Origin of the sequence: Streptomyces polyrhachis (assembly GCF_042663125.1) — a bacterium.
Taxonomy (GTDB): Bacteria; Actinomycetota; Actinomycetes; order Streptomycetales; family Streptomycetaceae; genus Streptomyces; species Streptomyces polyrhachii.
Genome location: NZ_JBHSZO010000013.1, coordinates 61,518 through 82,450 on the forward strand (window position 1 = coordinate 61,518; position 20,933 = coordinate 82,450).

At 73.2% G+C, this 20,933-nt stretch carries 17 protein-coding genes and 1 pseudogene; 7 read left to right on the top strand and 11 right to left on the bottom strand.

Annotated features, from left to right (window positions below):
• Positions 1-46: 46 nt before the first annotated feature.
• From ACFQLX_RS10590 to ACFQLX_RS10600, 3 genes are read right to left on the bottom strand one after another with little or no spacing between them, the layout of a single operon-like run.
• A complete protein-coding gene (locus ACFQLX_RS10590; protein WP_386414002.1) occupies positions 47-697 on the bottom strand; it encodes a histidine phosphatase family protein in 651 nt (216 codons plus the stop codon).
• Positions 698-728: 31 nt separating this feature from the next.
• A complete protein-coding gene (locus ACFQLX_RS10595; RefSeq protein WP_386414003.1) occupies positions 729-1,334 on the bottom strand; it encodes a YdbC family protein in 606 nt (201 codons plus the stop codon).
• Positions 1,335-1,382: 48 nt separating this feature from the next.
• Entirely contained in the window at positions 1,383-2,666 is a 1,284-nt protein-coding gene (locus ACFQLX_RS10600; RefSeq protein ID WP_386414004.1) for an NAD(P)-binding domain-containing protein, read from the bottom strand.
• An 88-nt stretch (positions 2,667-2,754) separates the two neighbouring features.
• Here ACFQLX_RS10600 and ACFQLX_RS10605 point away from each other — a divergent pair, with 88 nt between their 5' ends.
• From ACFQLX_RS10605 to ACFQLX_RS10615, 3 genes are all read left to right on the top strand, one after another.
• Positions 2,755-3,654 carry a LysR family transcriptional regulator gene (locus tag ACFQLX_RS10605; RefSeq protein WP_386414005.1) on the top strand — a complete coding sequence of 300 codons (900 nt, stop codon included), beginning with the start codon at positions 2,755-2,757 and terminating at the stop codon, positions 3,652-3,654.
• A 104-nt stretch (positions 3,655-3,758) separates the two neighbouring features.
• Positions 3,759-4,292, top strand: a complete 534-nt coding sequence (locus tag ACFQLX_RS10610) for a TerD family protein (protein WP_386414007.1) — start codon at positions 3,759-3,761, stop codon at positions 4,290-4,292.
• Between the two features lie 148 nt (positions 4,293-4,440).
• Entirely contained in the window at positions 4,441-4,917 is a 477-nt protein-coding gene (locus ACFQLX_RS10615) for a GtrA domain-containing protein (protein WP_386414009.1), read from the top strand.
• A 92-nt stretch (positions 4,918-5,009) separates the two neighbouring features.
• Here ACFQLX_RS10615 and ACFQLX_RS10620 read toward each other — a convergent pair whose 3' ends face one another.
• Positions 5,010-7,943, bottom strand: coding sequence for a vitamin B12-dependent ribonucleotide reductase (locus ACFQLX_RS10620; RefSeq protein WP_386414010.1), 2,934 nt, complete (start codon positions 7,941-7,943; stop codon positions 5,010-5,012).
• Between the two features lie 160 nt (positions 7,944-8,103).
• The gene (gene nrdR, locus ACFQLX_RS10625) at positions 8,104-8,652 is read right to left on the bottom strand and encodes a transcriptional regulator NrdR (protein WP_386414012.1); all 549 of its coding nucleotides are present in this window, start codon (positions 8,650-8,652) and stop codon (positions 8,104-8,106) included.
• Between the two features lie 540 nt (positions 8,653-9,192).
• Here nrdR and lexA point away from each other — a divergent pair.
• Positions 9,193-9,867: pseudogene (lexA, locus tag ACFQLX_RS10630) on the top strand (transcriptional repressor LexA); the annotation flags it as partial.
• A gap of 122 nt (positions 9,868-9,989) precedes the next feature.
• On the opposite strand, the gene ACFQLX_RS10635 reads toward lexA, so the two are convergent.
• From ACFQLX_RS10635 to recA, 6 genes are all read right to left on the bottom strand, one after another.
• On the bottom strand, positions 9,990-11,993 hold the full coding sequence (locus tag ACFQLX_RS10635; RefSeq protein WP_386414013.1) for an ATP-dependent DNA helicase: 2,004 nt from the start codon (positions 11,991-11,993) through the stop codon (positions 9,990-9,992).
• Positions 11,994-12,090: 97 nt separating this feature from the next.
• Positions 12,091-12,816, bottom strand: coding sequence for a GNAT family N-acetyltransferase (locus ACFQLX_RS10640; RefSeq protein WP_386414069.1), 726 nt, complete (start codon positions 12,814-12,816; stop codon positions 12,091-12,093).
• Positions 12,702-14,609 carry an IucA/IucC family protein gene (locus tag ACFQLX_RS10645; protein ID WP_386414015.1) on the bottom strand — a complete coding sequence of 636 codons (1,908 nt, stop codon included), beginning with the start codon at positions 14,607-14,609 and terminating at the stop codon, positions 12,702-12,704. Before ACFQLX_RS10645 ends, ACFQLX_RS10640 begins: the two co-directional genes overlap by 115 nt.
• A gap of 55 nt (positions 14,610-14,664) precedes the next feature.
• Positions 14,665-16,047, bottom strand: coding sequence for a diaminobutyrate--2-oxoglutarate transaminase family protein (locus ACFQLX_RS10650; RefSeq protein WP_386414017.1), 1,383 nt, complete (start codon positions 16,045-16,047; stop codon positions 14,665-14,667).
• A gap of 100 nt (positions 16,048-16,147) precedes the next feature.
• Entirely contained in the window at positions 16,148-16,747 is a 600-nt protein-coding gene (recX, locus tag ACFQLX_RS10655) for a recombination regulator RecX (RefSeq protein ID WP_386414019.1), read from the bottom strand.
• 4 nt (positions 16,748-16,751) lie between these two features.
• Positions 16,752-17,894: a recombinase RecA gene (gene recA / locus ACFQLX_RS10660; protein ID WP_386414020.1), complete on the bottom strand. Its 1,143-nt coding sequence runs from the start codon at positions 17,892-17,894 to the stop codon at positions 16,752-16,754.
• Positions 17,895-18,142: 248 nt separating this feature from the next.
• Between recA and miaA the strand changes: the two genes are divergently transcribed.
• The 3 genes from miaA (at position 18,143) to dapF (ending at position 20,845) form a co-directional block, all read left to right on the top strand.
• Positions 18,143-19,117, top strand: coding sequence for a tRNA (adenosine(37)-N6)-dimethylallyltransferase MiaA (gene miaA / locus ACFQLX_RS10665; protein WP_386414022.1), 975 nt, complete (start codon positions 18,143-18,145; stop codon positions 19,115-19,117).
• Positions 19,118-19,416: 299 nt separating this feature from the next.
• Positions 19,417-19,890 carry a hypothetical protein gene (locus ACFQLX_RS10670; protein ID WP_386414071.1) on the top strand — a complete coding sequence of 158 codons (474 nt, stop codon included), beginning with the start codon at positions 19,417-19,419 and terminating at the stop codon, positions 19,888-19,890.
• Between the two features lie 79 nt (positions 19,891-19,969).
• Complete coding sequence (gene dapF, locus ACFQLX_RS10675; protein ID WP_386414024.1) at positions 19,970-20,845, top strand: diaminopimelate epimerase; 876 nt, start codon at positions 19,970-19,972, stop codon at positions 20,843-20,845.
• Positions 20,846-20,933: the final 88 nt, after the last annotated feature.

The following is a 20,933-nucleotide window of genomic DNA, read 5'->3' on the forward strand; positions in this document are numbered from 1 at the left end:
GCCGTACGCATGCGGCGTACGGGCGCTCGTACGGCCGCCGGGGCCGTCAGCCGTACGACTCGGGTGTGCACCAGTGCTCGAAGGGCCGGTCCAGGCGATAGCGGCCGCCGCCCTCCAGCAGAAGGATCCGCGTTTCGGCGTTCCCCGGGTTGGAGAGCGACTCGAACTCGGCCACCGACCAGTGGAACCACCGCATGCAGAACAGCCGCATGGTCAGCCCGTGCGTCACCAGCAGGACGTTCTCCGGATGGTCGGGGCCCTCGAAACTGCGGTGCAGGCTCTCCAGGAAGGAGCCCACCCGGTCGTAGACATCGGCCCCCGACTCCCCTTGCGGAAAACGGAAGAAGAAGTGGCCGTAGGCGTCCCGGTAGCTCTTCTGCAGCCGCACCTCCTCGCGGTCCTGCCAGTTGCCCCAGTCCTGCTCGCGCAGCCGGGGCTCCTCGCGCACCCGCAGCCGGGCCGGGTCGAGCGCCAGGTGGCTCAGGGTCTCCTGGGTGCGCCGGTAGGGGGAGACGTAGGCGCTGACGCGCTCGTCCCCGAAGACCTCGCGCAGCCGCTCGCCCGCCGCACGGGCCTGTCCGCGGCCGCGCTCGGTGAGCCGCAGCGCGTGGTCGGGCTCACGTTCGTAGATCGTGTCGTCGACGTTCCCTTCGGACTCGCCGTGCCGGATGAGGACGATGCGCCGGGGCCGTGCCATACGGGCCAGCCTATGCCGCGCCCCCGAGGCGTCAGACCGACCAGCCCTGCTCGGCGTTGATCACGTCGCCGGCCATGGCGGCCACGTCGGAGGCGGTCTGCGCGCGCAGGCCGAGCCGCTCGATCCGCTCGATGCGGTACTTGCCGTGCTCGGCGGCTGAGTCCCACATCGACAGCACCAGGAACTCGTCCCCCGGTGCCTGCGCGAAGATCCCGCGCAGCATGCCGGGCGAGCCGGCCATCGCCGGGTTCCAGACCTTCTCCTGCATGAGCGTGAAGTTCTCCACGCGGTCGGGGCGCACGCGCAGGTGCGCCACCCGCAGTACGTCGGCGTCGCCGAAGCGCGGCGTGAAACCGACCTTCACATCGTGCGTCCGCTCGAAGAGCCGGATACGCGGATCGCGGTAGGTCCCCGTCTGGGCGGCGGCGAGCCGGTCGTGGGAGCGCGCCATGAACGAGTCGTACAGCGCACGGGTCTCCCAGAAGCCGAAGACGTGCGCGACCCCCTCGCGCGACCGGCTCCAGCCGCCCCCCTGACCGCGGAAGCCGGGCTCCCCGAGCAGCCCCGCCCATTTGCGCTGCGCCCGTTCGAATCCGCGGCGGTCCACCACGGTGCAGCGCATCCACTTGACCAGCACCGCGCCATCGTACGGCCTGATCTGACGCTGATCAGTGGATCCGGAGGATCATCCGACAGCGGCCACCACCTCGACCTCCAGCAGTGCTCCGGGCCGGAAGAGCCGCGCGACCTCGACGGTGGTGGAGGTCGGCGGGTCGCCCTTGAGGTACTCCGCGCGTACGGCCCCGTACTCGGGCAGCAGGTCCATGTCCGTGAGGAACGTCCGGATGTTGACGATGTCGTCCAGGCCCGCGCCGTGCGCCCGCAGGATCCGCGCGATCAGCTCCATGACGTGGCGGGACTGCGCGGTCATGTCGCCGAGGCCGACCAGTTCCCCCTTCTCGTCGAGCGCGATCTGACCGGAGAGGAAAAGCAGGGTGTGGGGCCGGGAGGGGTCGGTGTCCAGCCGGGCGACGTGGGAGTAGGCGCCCGCGGGGGCGGGCACGGTGGTCGGGTTGTCGATGGCCTTGAGCACGGGTGCTTCCCTTCGGTACGTGCGTGGGTCGGGGTGTTCGCCGCGTGGAGTGGTGCGCCCCGGAGGAGCCGTCCGGGGGCGGCGGACGACCGCCGAGAGGTCCGCCGCGGCGCCCTCCGCCTCGGCCGTCGCGCGCAGCCGCTCTCCCGCGGCGGCCGCGAGGGGCAGCCCTCCGGCCGCGTCATGGGCGAGTCGCAGGTCCTTCGACGCGAGGCCGAGCGCGAAGCGGCTCTCCGTGTCGGCCGCCCGCGCCATGACGCCCGCGAGCGGACCGGCCGCCAAAGAGCGCTCCGCGGCCTCCCGGTCCACCCCCAGTGAGGCGGCCAGCGCGAGGGATTCGGCCACGGCCGCCAGGGCGGTGATGACGGCGGTGTTGTTCACCAGCTTCAGCGCCGCGCCGCTGCCGAGCGGGCCGCAGCGCACCACGGTGCCCAGCGCCGCCAGTACGGGCTCGACGCGCGCCACGGCCCCGCCCCCGGCGAGGATCGTCAGCTCCCCCGCCCGCGCACGGGGCGTGCTGCCCATGACGGGCGCGTCGACCAGCGCCGTCCCCGCCGGCAGTCGGGCCGCGAGGGCGTGTACGGCGTCGGGGCCGATGGTCGACATCTCGACGACCATCGCCCCGGGCCGCAGCGCCGGAGCCGCGTCGAGCAGCACGGCGGTGACGGCCGCCGGATCGGCGAGCATCGTGACGACCACCGCGGCCCCCGCCACCGCCTCGGCAGGGGTACGGGCCACGCGCGCGCCCGCCGCGGCGAGCGGCTCGGCCCGGGAGGCGGTGCGGTTCCAGACGGTCAACGGGTGCCCGGCGTCAAGGAGTCGACGGGCCATCGGAAGGCCCATGGACCCCAGCCCCAGAAAGGCGATCTCTGTCATGGCCCCTACGCTAGGCAGCCGGAGAGCCATTCCACCAACGAATGTCTCGCATAGCTGGCATGCGCATCGCGCATGAAAGGAGGCGGATGTGGACACCGGCTGGCTCAGGGTCTTCTGCGCCGTCGCCCGGCACGGCTCGTTCACCGCTGCCGGAGTCGAACTGGGCTTCACCCAGTCCGCCGTGTCGCGTCAGATCGGCGCGCTGGAGGCGGAGTTCGGCGCGCCGCTCTTCGACCGGCTGCCGCGCGGGGTGCGGCTCACCGAGCCGGGCGCCCACGCGCTGGCGCACGCGCAGGCCGCGCTCGACCGGCTCGCCGCCGCGCGCCGCGACCTGGCGGCGCTGGGCGAGGGGCGCATGGGGCGGCTGCGGCTGGGCTCCTTCGCCACCGCCGGGGCGGCGCTGGTCCCCCGGGCGCTGACGGCCTTCCGCGCCGCCCGTCCGGGGGTGGCCGTCAGCCACCGCGAGGGGTACAGCCGCGAGCACGTGGCCGCGCTGTGCGGCGGCGAGTTGGACCTCGCGGTGGTCTCCGGTTACGCCGAGGAGGTGGCGGCCTTCGACGGTGTGGTGCTCAGCCGACTCCTGGACGAGCAGGTGCTGGTGGCGATGCCGACCGGTCACCGGCTGGCGGGGCGCCGTACGCTGCGGCTGGCCGAGTTGGCGGACGAGCCGTGGATCGCGGGCAGCGCCTTGGCACAGGACACCCTGATCAGCGCCTGCCTGCGGAAGGGTTTCCAGCCGCGGATCGAGGTGGTGGCCCGGGAGTGGGTGGCCAAGTTCGGCTTCACGGCGGCCGGTTTCGGGCTGACGCTGGTCCCGGAGCTGGCTGCCGGGGCGCTGCCGCCGGGGCTGGTGCTCCGGCCGCTGCACAGCGACGACGCCCCGGTCCGCACGGTCTACGCGGCGAGCGCGCGGGGCGTGGCGCGGTCGGCGGCCGCCGAGGCGTTCGTGCCCCTGCTGCGGGAGGCGGCGCGGGGGTTGCGCGGGTGACCGGTCGGATCCGGCCGGAAGCGGCACGGGAGTTGTCAGGGGGCGCCGTTAGGATTGCGTCACAGCAGTCGCCGTATTGCCAACTCGACTGGAGGGGGAGGGCGTTGTCAGGTTTTTCCAAGGGGCACCGCAGGGTCGACATCAAGCTCAGCTGGGACCCGGCACCGCTCGGGGCCCCCGCGCACGATCTGGATCTGGTCGCGGCGGCGTATCCGGCGGCCGATCCCTACGGGCCGCCCGCCTATCTGGTCCACTTCGACAGCCGCGCCCCCGACGGCACGATCATCCTGCAGCGGGAGAGCCGCGACGGGCGCGGCTACGGGGCGGACGAGGTGCTGACCCTGGATCTGTACCGGGTGTCGGAGAGCTACGGCCGCATAGTCGTCGGGGTGGCGATACAGCAGCCGGGCGCCCGGCTGCCGTTCGGCGAGGTGGCACGTCCCAAGGCGCTGGTGCTGGAGGGGCACACCGAGCTGGCCCGGCACGATCTGGCGCAGCTGCCGGACGCGACGGCGGCGACGATCGCGGAGTTCACCCGGGAGGGGTCGGGGACGTGGCGCCTGGAGAGCCTGTCACGGGGGTATGACGCGGATCCGGTGGAGTTCGCGCAGGTCATGGGGGCTGCCCGGGAGGGGTGAGCGGAGCCCGTAGGGGGTAAGTCCCCTGGCTCCTCTGGGGGTTAACCCCCAGGGATCTGGGGGGAAGCCCTGATCGTTCGCGCGAGCCGGGATCCGTAGCGTCGGTGAGGACGCCGCAGTGGGCGGCGTCCAGATCCGGGAGGCTCCCGTGCCCAGCTCCGCGCGCACCACCCTGGCAGCGTTCGCCCGCTTCGTGCTGTGCGGCGGATCGGTGGGCCTGGCGTCGAGCGGTGCGCTGGTGCTCCTCGCGGACCAGGTGCCGATGGCGCTGGCCAACGCGGTGGTCACCGTGGCCTCCACGCTGCTGGCATCGGAGCTGCACGCCCGTGTCACCTTCACCAGCGGGCGCCGCGGCTGGCGTATGCACGCCCAGTCGGCCTTCACGGCTGCGCTGGGCTGGGTGTTCACCACAGCGGCGCTGTACGCGCTGTACGCGCTGGTGTCCTCGCCCTCGACGGTGACGCAGCAGGCGGTCTACCTCACCTCCTCGGCCCTGGCGGGCATCGCCCGCTTCGCGGCCCTGAAGCTGCTGGTCTTCGCCCCCTCCGCCCCCGCCTCCCCGCTCCCCCCGTCCCTGGACAAGGGCGCGGTCCTGGACAGGGGCGCGGTGGCGGTGGCGGCGTAACACCCCGCCGCGTACGCGAGAGGGCGCCGACCCGCAGGTCGGCGCCCTCTCTCAACTACCGCTCGACTCCCGGCCGGTGCCGGGCCGCCGGCTCAGCTGCAGCCGCTCGTCGAGCCGCAGCCCTCGCAGATGTAGCAGCTGCCCGCACGCTGCATCTTCGTGCCGCACGAGAAGCACAGCGGGGCGTCGGCGCTCACGCCCAGGCGCATCTCCGCCAGCTCGGCCGAGGTGTGCGCCTCCGTGACCTCCGGGGCGTCCAGGGGCCCCGTGCCTTCGCCCAGCTCCGCCTTGAGGGCCTCGCCGACCGCCATCAGCACCGGCTGCGGCTCGCGGGGCGCCGACTGGGCCAGTCCCTCGACGTCCAGCTCCTCGTCGGTCGGCTCGTAGGAGCCGGTCTCCAGGTGCCGCCGGCGCTCCTCCGCCGAGTGGATGCCCAGCGCGGAGCGGGTCTCGAAGGGGAGGAAGTCCAGCGCGAGGCGGCGGAAGATGTAGTCGACGATCGACTGGGCCATCCGCACGTCCGGGTCGTCCGTCATCCCGGCGGGTTCGAAGCGCATGTTGGTGAACTTCGAGACGTACGTCTCCAGCGGCACGCCGTACTGCAGGCCGACGGAGACCGCGATGGAGAAGGCGTCCATCATCCCGGCGAGCGTCGAGCCCTGCTTGGACATCTTCAGGAAGACCTCGCCCAGACCGTCGTCGGGGTAGGAGTTCGCCGTCATGTAGCCCTCGGCGCCGCCGACGGTGAAGGACGTGGTGATCCCCGGGCGGCCCTTGGGCAGGCGGCGGCGCACCGGGCGGTACTCCACGACCTTCTCCACGGCCTGGCGGATCGTCGCCTCGGCCTTCTCCGCGACCTGCCCGCCCTGCTCGGCGGGCTTCTTCTTCGCGGAGAGCGGCTGGCCGACCTTGCAGTTGTCGCGGTAGACCGCGAGGGCCTTCAGGCCGAGCTTCCAGCCGTCCAGGTAGACCTTCTCGATCTCCTCGACGCTCGCGCTCTCGGGGAGGTTGACCGTCTTGGAGATGGCGCCGGAGAGGAACGGCTGGGCGGCCGCCATCATCCGCACGTGCCCCATCGGGGAGATCGACCGCTCGCCCATGGCGCAGTCGAAGACCTCGTAGTGCTCCTGCTTGAGGCCCGGTGCGTCGATGACGTGGCCGTGGTCGGCGATGTGGGCGACGATCGCCTCGATCTGCTCGCCCTGGTAGCCAAGGCGGCGCAGCGCCTGCGAGACCGTGTTGTTGACGATCTGCATGGAGCCGCCGCCGACCAGCTTCTTGAACTTCACCAGCGCCAGGTCGGGCTCGATGCCGGTGGTGTCGCAGCTCATGGCCAGGCCGATGGTGCCGGTCGGGGCCAGCACGGAGGCCTGGGCGTTGCGGAAGCCGTTCTTCCCGCCGATCCGCAGCACGTCCTGCCAGGCTTCGGTCGCCGCGGCCCAGACCGGGGTGTCGAGGTCGTCCATCCGCTTGGCGGCCGTGTTGGCGTCGGCGTGCCGGCGCATGACGCTCCGGTGGCCGTCGGCGTTGCGGGCGTAGCCCTCGTACGGGCCGACGACGGCGGCCAGTTCGGCGGAGCGCCGGTACGAAGCGCCGGTCATCAGCGAGGTGATGGCGCCGGCCAGGGCCCGGCCGCCGTCGGAGTCGTAGGCGTGGCCGGTGGCCATCAGCAGGGCGCCGAGGTTGGCGTAGCCGATGCCGAGCTGGCGGAAGGCGCGGGTGTTCTCGCCGATCTTCTGCGTGGGGAAGTCCGCGAAGCAGATGGAGATGTCCATCGCCGTGATGACCAGCTCGACGACCCTGGTGAAGCGCTCGACGTCGAAGGACTGGGTGCCCTCGCCGTCGTCCTTGAGGAACTTCATCAGGTTGAGGCTGGCGAGGTTGCACGAGGTGTTGTCCAGGTGCATGTACTCACTGCACGGGTTCGAGCCGTTGATCCGGCCGGACTCCGGGCAGGTGTGCCAGTGGTTGATGGTGTCGTCGTACTGGATACCGGGGTCGGCGCAGGCCCAGGCGGCCTCGGCCATCTTGCGGAAGATGTGCCGGGCGTCGACCTCCTCGATGACCTCGCCGGTCATCCGGGCGCGCAGCCCGAACTTCCCGCCGCTCTCCACGGCCTTCATGAACTCGTCGTTCACCCGCACGGAGTTGTTGGCGTTCTGGTACTGGACGGAGGTGATGTCGTCGCCGCCCAGGTCCATGTCGAAACCGGCGTCCCGCAGGGCGCGGATCTTCTCCTCCTCCTTCATCTTGGTGTCGATGAAGGACTCCACGTCCGGGTGGTCGACGTCGAGGATGACCATCTTGGCGGCGCGGCGGGTGGCGCCGCCGGACTTGATGGTGCCGGCGGAGGCGTCGGCCCCGCGCATGAAGGAGACCGGGCCCGAGGCGTTGCCGCCGGAGGAGAGCAGCTCCTTGGAGGAGCGGATGCGGGAGAGGTTCAGACCGGCGCCGGAGCCGCCCTTGAAGATCATCCCCTCTTCCTTGTACCAGTCGAGGATCGACTCCATGGAGTCGTCGACGGAGAGGATGAAGCAGGCGGAGACCTGCTGGGGCTGCGGGGTGCCGACGTTGAACCAGACCGGGCTGTTGAAGCTGAAGACCTGGTGGAGGAGGGCGTGGGCCAGCTCGTGCTCGAAGACCTCGGCGTCGGCGGGCGAGGCGAAGTAGCCGTTCTCCTCACCGGACTTGCGGTACGTCTTCACGATGCGGTCGATCAGCTGGCGCAGCCCGGTCTCGCGCTGCGGGGTGCCGACGGCGCCGCGGAAGTACTTGCTGGTGACGATGTTGACGGCGTTGGTCTCCCAGAACGCCGGGAACTCCACACCGCGCTGCTCGAAGTTGATGGAGCCGTCGCGCCAGTTCGTCATGACGACGTCGCGGCGGTCCCACTCCACCTCGTCGTAGGGATGCACGCCGGGGGTGGTGTGGATGCGCTCGATCCGCAGGCCCGCGTTCCTGGCAGCCGCAGCCTTGCCGCCGCCCTTGCGGGCGCTGCGCGCCGGGCCGCTCGTCGTCTCGGTCATTCCGCCTCCCTCTCAGGACGTAAACGTCCCGTTGCGCCCGCTTCTTCCCGGGCACTGTGTCGGTCTTTTCCTACGTGTCTGTACGTCTGTGTACGACTTCCGCCGGGCGCGGTACGCGCCTCGGCCGTCTGTGGGTCCGCCGCGGGGGCGGAGGTGCGCGCTATCCGGCGGGGGCGGGCGCGGGGATGTCCGGACCCGCCGGACTCCCGGGGGCGCCGTCCGGCAGCGCCGCGAGGGGCCGGGGGCCGGGCGTGAGCGGCCGCGGGCCGCCCGAACGCAGCTCGGCGATGGCGCCCTCGAAGTCCTCGAGAGTGTCGAACGCCCGGTAGACCGACGCGAAGCGCAGATAGGCGACGACGTCGAGCTCCCTGAGCGGGCCGAGTATGGCCAGACCCACGTCGTGCGCCGAGAGCTCGGCGCACCCGGTCGCGCGGACCGCCTCCTCGACGCGCTGGCCGAGCTGGGCGAGGGCGTCCTCCGTGACCGGCCGGCCCTGGCAGGCCTTGCGGACACCCGCGATGACCTTGTCCCGGCTGAACGGCTCGGTGACGCCGCTGCGCTTGATGACCATGAGCGAGGCCGTCTCCACCGTGGTGAAGCGGCGCGAGCAGTCGGGGCACTGGCGGCGGCGGCGGATCGACGTGCCGTCATCGGTGGTGCGACTGTCGACCACCCGGCTGTCCAGGTGTCTGCAGAAGGGGCAGTGCACTCGTTCCACCCTCCCTCTGTCTGTCGCGTGTCTGTCGCGCTCTTCACATCCGACGGGCATCCGACAGGCGGCCGACAAGCACCGCACGACGCGCCTGCGCATCCGGACGGGACGGAACCGCCCCACCGGAGCGGCCACAAGCATAGGGGATGCCCTTCCCTCCGCCGGAGGGGGGACCACAACCTCTGGGTTGCGTCCGCAATCTAACCACTACATGTGGGATGGCGCTGCCACTTCCCCGGGAACGCTGGCCGCACGGCGCGTCGCCGCGGGGCGGCCTGGGCGAAGTTTTTTACACCCCGTCGTTTGATCACGTCAGCCAAACCGAAATTTTTCACTCGAACGTGTGTTTGGCGCAACCTTTCGAAACCAACTACCGTTGTCCAGCTAGGGAGAACCACATCGAGAGGGGCCGACGTGACCACGACCGCAGACACCACTGCCACGGCGAGCACAGCGACGACAGCGACGATCGCCGCCCGGGCACTCGATCGGCAGGCGCAGCATCCCATGAGCGAAGACGACAGCCAGGACCGGCCTCCCAAGCGCTCGCTGCCCGGACGCCCACCGGGCATCCGGGCCGACAGCTCGGGGCTCACCGACCGCCAGCGCCGGGTCATCGAGGTGATCCGCGACTCCGTGCAGCGCCGGGGGTACCCGCCGTCGATGCGTGAGATCGGGCAGGCCGTGGGGCTCTCCTCGACCTCCTCGGTGGCGCACCAGCTCATGGCGCTGGAGCGCAAGGGCTTCCTGCGCCGCGATCCGCACCGGCCCCGGGCGTACGAGGTGCGGGGCTCGGAGACGCCCTCGCTGCAGCCGACGGACACGGCGGGCAAGCCCGCCGCCTCCTACGTGCCGCTGGTCGGCCGGATCGCCGCCGGCGGGCCGATCCTGGCCGAGGAGTCCGTCGAGGACGTCTTCCCGCTGCCGCGCCAACTGGTCGGCGACGGCGAGCTGTTCGTGCTCAAGGTCGTCGGCGACTCGATGATCGAGGCGGCGATCTGTGACGGTGACTGGGTCACCGTGCGCCGTCAGCCGGTCGCCGAGAACGGCGACATCGTCGCCGCGATGCTGGACGGCGAGGCCACGGTCAAGCGCTTCAAGCGCGAGGACGGCCATGTCTGGCTGCTTCCGCACAACGCCTCCTACCAGCCCATCCCCGGCGACGAGGCGACGATCCTCGGCAAGGTCGTGGCGGTTCTGCGCCGCGTCTGACGCCAGCGGGCCGGCCGGCGCGGGGGTTCACTGCCCCAGGAGCGCCGGCCGACGAGGCCCCGTCCACCACGAGGCGGGGCGGGCAACGGGTGACGGGCGCCATGGGCGCCCGTCCGCGCGTCTCAGCCTTCCGGCTGCTTGCCTTCCGCCTGCTTGGCGACCGCGTCGATCGCCGCCAGTGACCTGCGGGCCTGGTTGCGGTCCGTCGTGTACCAGAAGTCGGGCATCGAGGCCCGCAGGAAGCTTCCGTAGCGGGCCGTGGCCAGGCGGGGGTCCAGGACCGCCACCACGCCCCGGTCGCCCGTCGCCCGGATCAGGCGCCCCGCTCCCTGGGCCATCAGCAGCGCCGCGTGCGTGGCGGACACCGCCATGAAGCCGTTGCCGCCGGCCTTGTCGACCGCGTCGCCGCGTGCCTTCATCAGGGGATCGTCCGGGCGTGGGAACGGCACCCGGTCCATCACCACCAGCTGGCAGCTCGCCCCGGGCACATCCACCCCCTGCCACAGGGAGAGCGTGCCGAAGAGGCAGGTCCGCGGATCCGCCTGGAAGCGGGCGATCAGCTCGCCCAGCGTCTCCTCCCCCTGCAGCAGGATCGGCAGCTCCCCGAGCCGGCCGCGCAGCTCCTCCGCCGCCGCCTGTGCGGCGCGCATGGAGGAGAAGAGCCCCAGCGTCCGCCCGCCGGCGGCCTCCACCAGCTCCGCCAGCTCGTCCAGCATGTCGCCGCGGCTGCCCTCCCGGCCGGGGGGCGCCAGATGCCGCGCCACGTACAGAATGCCCTGCTTGCCGTAGTCGAAGGGGGAGCCGACGTCCAGCCCCCGCCAGGGCGGTGCCTCCGGATCCTCGGTGCCCTCCGGCGGCAGGCCGAGCGAGGCCGCCACGCCGTTGAAGTCGCCGCCGAGCTTCAGCGTGGCCGACGTGAGCACCACCGAGCGGTCGTTGAAGACCTTCTCGCGCACCAGCCCCGAGACCGACAGCGGCGCCACCCGCAGCGAGGCCCCGAACCTGTCGTGGCGCTCGAACCACACCACGTCGTACTCCGAGCCGTGGGTGAGGCGCTCGGCCACCTCGTGCACGTTCTCCACGGACGCCAGGGCCAGCTTGCGCACCGCGTCCTCGTCACTGAGGCTCTTGTCACGCGTCGAGCCGAGTGCCGTGATCACCGACCGGCAGGAGTCGCGCAGCCGGCGCAGCACCAGGTCGAGGTCCTCCGGCACCGGATCCAGCCGTCCGGGCAGGGCCAGCTCCATCAGCCGCTCGAAGCCCTCGGCGGCGGCCAGCAGATCGTCCGCCACCTGCTCGCTGACGAGCTTCGCCGAGAGCTTCACCGCCCTGTTCACCCGGCCCGGCGTCAGCTCGCCCGTGGCCACGCCCGTCATCCGGGAGACCAACTCGTGCGCCTCGTCGACGATCAGCACCTCGTGGCCGGGCAGCACCGGAGCGCCCTCCATGGCGTCGATGGCCAGCAGCGCGTGGTTGGTGACGATCACCTCGGCCAGCTTCGCCCGCTCCCGGGCCGCCTCGGCGAAGCACTCCGCGCCGTAGCCGCAGCGGGAGGCGCCCAGGCACTCGCGCGCCGAGACCGAGACCTGGGACCAGGCGCGGTCGGAGACGCCGGGGGTGAGGGAGTCGCGGTCGCCGGTCTCCGTCTCGTCCGCCCAGTCGCGCAGCCGCAGCAGGTCCTGGCCGAGCCTGCTGGAGGGCGCGGCCGACTCGAACGGGTCAAAGAGGCCCTCCTCTTCCTCCTGCGGCACACCCTCGTGGACGCGGTGCAGGCAGAGGTAGTTCGACCGCCCCTTCAGCATCGCGAACTCGGGCTTGCGGCCCAGCAGTGGACGCAGCGCCTCCACCGTGCGCGGCAGATCGCGCTCCACGAGCTGCCGCTGCAGGGCGAGCGTCGCCGTGGCGATCACCACACGGTCCCCGGCGGCCAGGGCGGGGACGAGGTAGCCGAGCGACTTGCCCGTGCCCGTCCCCGCCTGCGCCAGCAGGTGCGAGCCGTTGCCGATCGCCTCCGTGACGGCCTGTGCCATGGCGACCTGGCCGGGCCGCTCCACACCGCCCACGGCTGTCACCGCGGCGTGCAGCAGCTCATTGATCCCAGGCCTGCCCTGGCTCTCGTCTTCCATGGCCCCACACCCTATGCCGCGCCACTGACAGTGACCGCCGTCACGGGTGGTGAGGAGCCCTGCGGGCGGGCGGCACGGGCGCCGGGCCGTACGGATCTCACCACGGCCGCGTGCTCCGCTCGCGGACCATGAGGGCGGCCCGCTTGGTGGGCAGGGTGAGTTCGCCGTGGAAGTGGAAGCCCGCGGTGCGGAAGGCAGCGACCGACGCCGCGTTGCGGATGTCGGGCTCGGCGACGACCCGCTCGCACAGGGGGCGGTGGTCGAAGACCAGCTCGGCGACCGCGCGCAGGAGCACCGGGCCCAGGCCCCGGCCCCGGTCCGTCTCGGCGCCGATGAGCAGGTGGACGCCGGTGTCGTGGGGGCGTGCCGCGTAGTGGGCGGCAAGCGGGTCGAGGTCGGCGCGGTAGACCTCCCAGTAGCTCATCGGGCGGCCGTCCAGCAGGCCCAGGCAGCTTCCGGCGCCGGCGGTGGCCTGCTGGGCGAGATGCGCGGCGAGGCGGGAGACGGGGCCGGCCAGCTCCCAGAAGGCGTCCACGGCGGGGTCGTTCATCCACTCGTGCAGCAGGGGGAGGTCCCGGCGGGCGTTGACCGGCTCCAGGCGGAAGCGGCCGGCGGGGGTACGGGCGGCGGCCCAGCCGGTGACCGGGTGGGCGCGCTCGGGCGCGGTGGGGGCGGCGAAGGGGGAGCGCAGGATCAGCGTGTCGTCGTTCACGGCCGGCCTCCTCTCAGGGGGTTGGGGATGGTGACGTACACCGACTGGGTGTCGACGGGGCCGACGAGTTCGTCCAGTCCGTGCAGCCGGGTGAGGAGGTTGGCCTTGCAGCGCAGGGTCGTGCTGTCGAGCAGCAGCCCCGGCAGCGTGGCGGCGGGCAGGTTGCGCGCGGCGTCGGTGAGGAAGCGGCGGAAGGCGGCGAGCAGCATCGCCTCCGGCGCGAGGCCGGCGGCGCCGAACGCGCCGATGAGGCCCAGGACGTTGTTGATGCCCAGGTAGTAGGCGAAGCGTTCGTCGGTGACGTCGTCCGCGACGAAGGTGTCGCTGTGCTCCCCGATGCCGGGCAGCCTGCGGTCGAGGTCGGCGCGGCGCGATTCGCGGAAGTAGTAGCCCTGGTTGTCGCGGTAGCGGCCGCCCGTCGGCCAGCCGTGGGGGTCGAGGACGACGAGGGTGTTCTGCTGATGCGCCTCCAGCGCCACGCCGGCGTGTGCGTCCAGCCAGAGCACCGGCCGTACGACGGCCTCCAGGTAGCGCAGGAACCACTCGGCGCCGACCGCGGCGCTCGACCGGCCGGTGCGCGCGGCGAGTTGGCCGACGACCTCCTCCAGCCGGGAGCGCATGCGCGGGGCATCGGGGACGGGGCGGCGGGCGGTGAGCGCGGCGAGGCAGAGCACATCGTCGCCGTCGGCGAACGGCTGGTGGCGGATCACGACGTCCAGCCCGCGCACCGGGGCGCCGCCGGGGGTGTCCACGCCGAGCCAGGCCGGGTCGCGGACGATGTCGAAGCCGGCGCCCCGGGGGAAGGCCGCGGCCCACTCCCCCGCCAGGCCGGTCCGCAGCAGCCGGTGGACCTCGACGCCGCGGTGCAGTTCCTTGCGGAGGTTCTCGCGGCGGGAGTTGGTGAGGTGCAGGCCGAGGGAGAGCTTGAGCATGGCGGGGGCGCCGGGGCGCAGGACGGTGCGCACGGAGGAGGTGGGGTGCCAGGGCGCTCCGTGCGGACCCAGGTCGTGCAGCAGGCCGCGAGCCAGCAGTTCGGCGATCTCGGGGCGGGTACGGGCCTCGCGGGCCTGCCAGGGGTGCAGCGGCAGCGGTACGCAGCCGGGGGGCGACTCCAGGCCGCCACCGGCGAGTTCCCGGACGAGCTCCACGGCCGGGACCGTCCGGCCGCCGCGGGTCCACTGCGAGTCGGCGGCCAGCACGGCCGGGTCCACGGCGTACCAGTGCAGCGGGAAGGAGCCGTGCAGCTCCGGCGAGTAACTCGCGGACTCCGCCTCGGAGAGGCCCTCGCGGCTCTTGGGCGCGGGGTGCAGGGGGTGGCCCAGGACGAGGGACTGCTCGGCGGCGAGGAAGCGCGGGGCCGGCGGCTCCTGCGGTCCGCGCGGGGTGGCGGGGCGGGCGGCGAAGGAGGCGGTGCGGCGCTGGGAGTCGGCGACGCGGCCGACCAGGTCGGCGCTGTCCGCCCCGGAGCGGGGGGCACCGCTGCGGTACGCGGCCTCGCGGCCGAGCAGGGCGGCCAGGGTGACCGCGTCGACGGGCGGGGCTCCGTCGGGGGTGCCGTGCAGGGTGGGAGGGCCGAAGCGGTGGTGGCCGGTGGGCGACCAGTAGCGGACGGGGACGCGCAGGGTGGCCGCGCTGGCGGGGAGGGGCAGGCGCAGGACGGCGTCCTGCGGGCGCTCGACCGCGTGCTCGCGTACCCAGCAGCGCAGGAGGCTCTCGGTCGCGGCGGCCTGGGCGACGGCGGCGGGGTCGGGATCGTCGAGGGGGTCCGGTCCGGCGGGCGGGTCCGCAGCCGCGGTGAGGAGGCGGTCGGCGGGCCCGTACTGGCGGGGGACGGCGGAGCCGGCCGGGGCGCGGGGCGTGCTGGTGCTGCTGCCGTGGTCGTCGCCGGCAGTGCGTGCGTTCACTGATAGGTCCTCGGATATGGGCGGGAGCGGGCAAGTCGGGGAAAAGGGCCGTGCGTTACGTCGCGTGCCTGCTGCCGGGAAGCGCGGTGAGGCCCGGCGCGGGATGGTGGGCTCGCTCGGCTTCGGCGAGGGCGTCGGCGAGGCGGTCGAGGACCGCCTCGGCCTGCTCGTCGGTGGTGGTGAGCGGGGGGAGCAGGCGGATGACGCTGTCGTGCCGGCCGCCCAGTTCCACGATCAGGCCCCTATCCAGGCAGGCGCGCTGGACGGCTGCGGCGAGCGCGGGGGCGGGCGGCTGGGGGGCGGTCCCGTCCGGGAGGACGCTCTCGGGGTCCACCAGCTCCACGCCCAGCATCAGTCCCCGGCCGCGGACGTCCCCGACGCAGCGGTGGGCGGCGGCGAGCCGGCGCAGCGCCGTGGCCATCCGCCGGCCGAGCTGCCCGGCGCGCTCGGCCAGGGCGTTCTCCCGGACGAACTTCAGGGTCGCGGCGCCGGCCGCCATCGCCAGCTGGTTGCCCCGGAAGGTCCCGGCGTGGGCGCCGCGCGGCCAGAGGTCGAGGTCCTGGTCGTAGACCACGACCGCCAGCGGCAGGCTGCCGCCGATGGCCTTCGACAGGACCATCACGTCGGGCACGACGCCGCTGTGCTCGACGGCCCAGAAGGCGCCCGTGCGGCCGACGCCTGTCTGCACCTCGTCGGCGATGAGGGGGATGCCGTGGCGCTCGGTGAGGCGGCGCATCCGCCGCAGCCAGTCGTCGGGGGCGGGGATGACGCCGCCCTCGCCCTGCACCGGCTCGACGATCATCGCCGCGGGGGGCTCGATGCCGCCGCGCGGGTCGGTGACCAGGCTCTCGGCCCAGGCTGCCGCCAGCCGGGCGCCCTGCTCCCCGCCGACGCCGAAGGGGCAGCGGTAGTCGTACGGGTACGGCAGCCGGGTCACTCCGACGTCCGTCGCGAGCGGGCCGGGACCGGCGCTGACGCCGAGGGCTCCGGCGGTCATGCCGTGGTACGCGCCCGTGAACGCCAGGATGCCGCTGCGGCCGGTGGCCGCCTTGGCCAGCTTCAGCGCGGCCTCCACCGCGTCGGTCCCCGCGGGGCCGCAGAACTGGATGCGCGCCCGCTCGGCCAGCCCCGCCGGCAGCGTGCTGAACAGCTCGGTGGTGAAGTGGTCCTTCACCGGGGTGGCCAGGTCCAGTACGTGCAGCGGGGCGCCGGAGTCCAGGACCGCGCGGACGGCCTCCAGCACGACGGGGTGGTTGTGCCCGAGGGCGAGGCTGCCGGCGCCGGATAGGCAGTCGAGATAGCGGCGGCCGTCGGCGCCCTCGATGGTCAGTCCGCGGGCGCGCACGGGCACGATCGGCAGCGAGCGGGCATACGTCCGGGCCGTCGATTCGCGCAGCGCCTGCCGTCGCAGGATGGCCTCGCGGTCGGCTGCGAGCACAGCTCCCCCCTCCGGTTGAGTACGGGCGGGGGTGTCCCCCGTACGTACTCAACGACGGGCGCGGCGGAGGATCACGGCCGGTGTGAAGATCCTTCCGGGCTCAGTCCCAGGGGTCGAGCGACTCCGTGTCCTCCCCCTCCGCCTCCAGCGCCTCGCGGACCACCCGCAGCGCCAGGCCCTGGGAGTAGCCCTTGCGGGCCAGCATCCCGGCCAGCCTGCGCAGCCGCTTGTCGCGCTCCAGGCCGCGGGTGCCGCGCAGCTTGCGGGCGACCAGCTCCCGGGCGGTCTCCAGTTCCTGGTCGGAGTCGAGCCGCGCCACCGCCTCGTCGATCAGCTCCGGGTCCACGCCCTTGGTGCGCAGCTCCCCCGCGAGGGCGCGGCGGGCCAGACCCCGGCCGTGGTGGCGGGATTCCACCCAGGCCGAGGCGAAGGCCGCGTCGTTGATGAGGCCGACCTCCTCGAACCGGGAGAGCACCTCCTGGGCGACCTCGGCGGGGATCTCCCGCTTGGCCAGCGCGTCCGCGAGCTGCTTGCGGGTCCGGGGTGTGCCCGTGAGCAGGCGCAGGCAGATCGCCCGCGCCTGCTCGGCGGGGTCGGCTGGCGCCCCCGGGCGGCGCCCGCCCCCGCTGGACGCGCCCCGCCCGGGCCCGGGCGGGGCGTCCGGCTCCGCTGTCGTGTCCCAGCCGGTCCGGCGTGTCACGGCCTCAGACCTTGGCGGCGGCCTTGGTGGCCTTCGCCGCGGTCTTGGCGGGCGCGGGCACGGACTTCTTGTCCGCCTTCTCGGCGGCGGTCCCGGCCGGGTCCACCGCGGCGGCCGCGTCCGCGCCGGGCTCGCCCTCGGCGCTCTCCGGCCGCACTCCGACGCCCAGCTTCTCCAGGATCTTCTTCTCGATCTCGTTGGCGAGGTCGGGGTTGTCCTTGAGGAAGTTGCGGGCGTTCTCCTTGCCCTGGCCGAGCTGGTCGCCCTCGTACGTGTACCAGGCGCCGGCCTTGCGCACGAAGCCGTGCTCGACGCCCATGTCGATCAGACCGCCCTCACGGCTGATGCCCTGGCCGTAGAGGATGTCGAACTCGGCCTGCTTGAAGGGCGGCGCGACCTTGTTCTTGACGACCTTGACGCGGGTGCGGTTGCCCACCGCGTCCGTGCCGTCCTTCAGGGTCTCGATGCGGCGGATGTCCAGGCGCACCGAGGCGTAGAACTTCAGCGCGCGGCCACCCGTGGTGGTCTCCGGCGAGCCGAACATCACACCGATCTTCTCGCGGAGCTGGTTGATGAAGATCGCCGTGGTCTTGGACTGGTTGAGCGCACTGGTGATCTTCCGCAGGGCCTGGCTCATCAGGCGGGCCTGCAGACCCACGTGCGAGTCGCCCATCTCGCCCTCGATCTCCGCGCGCGGGACGAGCGCCGCGACGGAGTCGATGACGATGAGGTCGAGGGCGCCGGAGCGCACCAGCATGTCGACGATCTCGAGCGCCTGCTCGCCGTTGTCGGGCTGGGAGAGGATCAGGTTGTCGATGTCGACGCCGAGCTTCTTGGCGTACTCGGGGTCGAGGGCGTGCTCGGCGTCCACGAAGGCCACCTGGCCGCCGGCCCGCTGGGCGTTTGCCACGGCGTGCAGCGTGAGGGTCGTCTTGCCGGAGGACTCCGGGCCGTAGACCTCCACCACGCGGCCGCGCGGGAGGCCGCCCACGCCGAGGGCGACGTCCAGGGCGGTCGATCCGGTAGGGATCACCTCGATGGGCTCGTTGGGCCGCTCGCCCAGGCGCATCACGGCGCCCTTGCCGAATTGCCGTTCAATCTGGGCGAGAGCTGCGTCAAGAGCCTTCTCGCGGTCGGTGCCTGCCATGGGTTCCACCCGGGGTGTCTGAGTTGATCGCTTCACGTCCACGACGCTAGCGGGTACCACTGACAATCCGCCGCGCCGTCGTGCCGGCCTGTGGATAACCCGCGAGCTACGGCGGAGTCGCTCCGGTGGGGAGCCGGGCCGGAGTCTCCATCTGAATGGATGTTCGATTTCAGTGTCAAGCGGTTCCCGCACTCCTCACCCCTGCCGGCAGGCCGCGCCGGGAACTGGCGTTTGCGAGACTGATCCACGTGAACAACGCCTCCCCCCTCCCGCGGGAACGCCCGCAGGACCGCCCGCAGCCGCTCCCGCAGGTCATCGCCGTGGTCGGCGCCACCGCCGCCGGCAAGTCCGATCTGGGCGTCGCCCTCGCCCGCCGGCTCGGCGGCGAGGTCGTCAACGCGGACTCCATGCAGCTCTACCGGGGCATGGACATCGGCACCGCCAAGCTGACCCTCCAGGAACGCGGGGGCGTCCCGCACCACCTGCTCGACGTCTGGGACGTCGGCGAGACCGCCAGCGTCGCCGAGTACCAGCGTCTGGCCCGCGCGCAGATCGACCGGCTGCTCGCCGAGGGCCGCACCCCGGTGCTGGTCGGCGGTTCGGGGCTGTACGTACGCGGGGCGATCGACGCGATGGACTTCCCCGGCACCGACCCGGCCGTCCGCGCGGCGCTGGAGGCCGAGTTGGAGCGGCTGGGCTCCGGGGAGCTGCACCGGCGGCTGGCGGCGGCCGACCCCGCCGCGGCGGCGGCGATCCTGCCCGGCAACGGGCGGCGGGTGGTGCGCGCGCTGGAGGTGATCGAGATCACCGGCAAGCCGTTCACGGCAAACCTCCCGGGCCACGACTCGGTCTACGACACCCTGCAGATCGGCGTGGGGGTGCCGCGCCCCGAGCTGGACGAGCGCATCGCCCTGCGCGTCGACCGGATGTGGGAGGCCGGCCTGGTCGACGAGGTCCGCCGACTGGAGGCGGCCGGGCTGCGCGAGGGGCGTACCGCCTCCCGCGCGCTCGGCTACCAGCAACTGCTCGCCTTCCTGGCCGGCGAGTGCACGCAGGAGGAGGCCCGCGCCGAGACCGTACGCGCCACGAAGCGCTTCGCGCGCCGTCAGGACTCCTGGTTCCGCAGGGATCCCCGGGTGCACTGGCTGAGCGGCTCGGCGGCGGACCGCGGGCGGCTGGAGGAGCACGCGGTGGAGCTCCTCGATCAGCCCCGCGCCGCCTGAGCCGGCGCACCGCGCCCCGGATACCGGATGCTGACGTCCGGTCAGCCGAGCACCGGCCCGAACGCCCCGCAGGCCCGGAACCACCGCGTGCGTAGGGCCTGTGTAAACCCCGGGCGGCAGCCATAACAGCCTGATCACGTGATGGCATCGGGACGCTCGGGCGGTGCTTGCGGTGGGGCGGGGCGTGCCATCATCGACATCGATCGAGCCGCGGAGGACCGGGCTCCGGCGTCGTTCGCGCGGAGTGTCCGGACCGCGATCCGTGCAGGGCAATCCGGAGGTTGGGAGGGCGCGTGGCGATGGAAGCCGCCCCTCGTGACAGCCGTCAGGACCCGCCGCCGGACGAGGCCGCGGGACTGCTGCACGACGCTCCCCCCGCCGGGCACGACGGGGACGACACCCCCCTCCCCCCGGGCAACAGCCTCCCGATGGGCGAGGAGTCCTTCCGCGAGCTGCGCCCGCCGCGGCTGCTGCGCTTCTGGCAGCTCGCCCCCATCACCGTCTGCGCCGTCCTGGGCTCGCTGATGTTCGCCTTCCCCCTCGCCTTCGAGTTCGGGGACGGCGGCGCGGTGGTCGCCATGCTCGGACTGCTGATCAGCCTGACCGCCGGCGGCTGGGCCCTGATGGCCGCCCGCCGCGTCGGCTACACGCTGCCCGGCCTCGGCGCCGTCGGTCCGCAGCGGCGGGCGCGGTGGCGTGCCGCCTCGCTGTACGCCGCCACGGTCGCCGTCCTGGTCGCGCTGGCCGTCTGGCGCATCGCGCGCCTGCGCTGACCGTCCCGGCGGCGCGGAGCCCCCTTTTCGGGGAAGCACCGCCCCGCGCCCGTACGCCGGTGCCCCGTACGATCGAGGCGTGACCTCCGCCGCACTGCACTTCCTCAAGGGCCACGGAACCGAGAACGACTTCGTCATCGTTCCCGACCCCGACGGCCTCCTCGACCTCTCCCCCGCCGCCGTGGCCCGGCTCTGCGACCGGCGCGCCGGTATCGGCGCCGACGGGGTGCTGCGGGTCGTCCGCTCCGCCGCGCATCCCGAGGCGCGGGAGATGGCGGGGGAGGCCGAGTGGTTCATGGACTACCGCAACAGCGACGGCTCCGTGGCGGAGATGTGCGGCAACGGCGTGCGGGTCTTCGCCCGCTATCTGCAGCTGGCGGGCCACGCCGAGGCCGGCGATCTGGCGATCGCCACCCGCGCGGGCGTCCGCCGCGCGCATCTGGCGAAGGACGGCGACGTCACGGTCGCCATGGGCCGCGCACGGCTGGTGGACGGGGCCGTCACGGTCGCCGTCGCGGCCGAGGGCGAGCGGCCCGCCCGCTCCTGGCCGGCCCGCCATGTCGACATGGGCAATCCGCACGCGGTGGCCTTCGTCGCCGAACTGGCGGACGCCGGAAGCCTGCTCGCCGCCCCCGTCTGCAGTCCGGCCGCCGCGTATCCCACCGGCGTGAACGTCGAGTTCGTCGTCGACCGGGGCCCCCGCCACGTCGCGATGCGGGTGCACGAGCGCGGCTCCGGCGAGACCCGCTCCTGCGGTACGGGCGCCTGCGCGGTGATGGTCGCCACCGCCCGCCGCGACGGCGTCGACCCGGCCGCCACCGGCCGCCCGGAGACGTACACCGTCGACGTCCCCGGCGGACGGCTGCTCATCACCGAGAACCCGGACGGCACCGTCGAGATGACGGGCCCCGCCGTGATCCTCGCGGAGGGCGACACCGCGGCGGGCTGGCTCTGAGGGCACCACGCAGCGGACCGCGCCTCTACCCCGCAGGCGCGGTCCGCTAACCCGATACACCAAGAGCGCCATCGCTCGAACGGGTGAT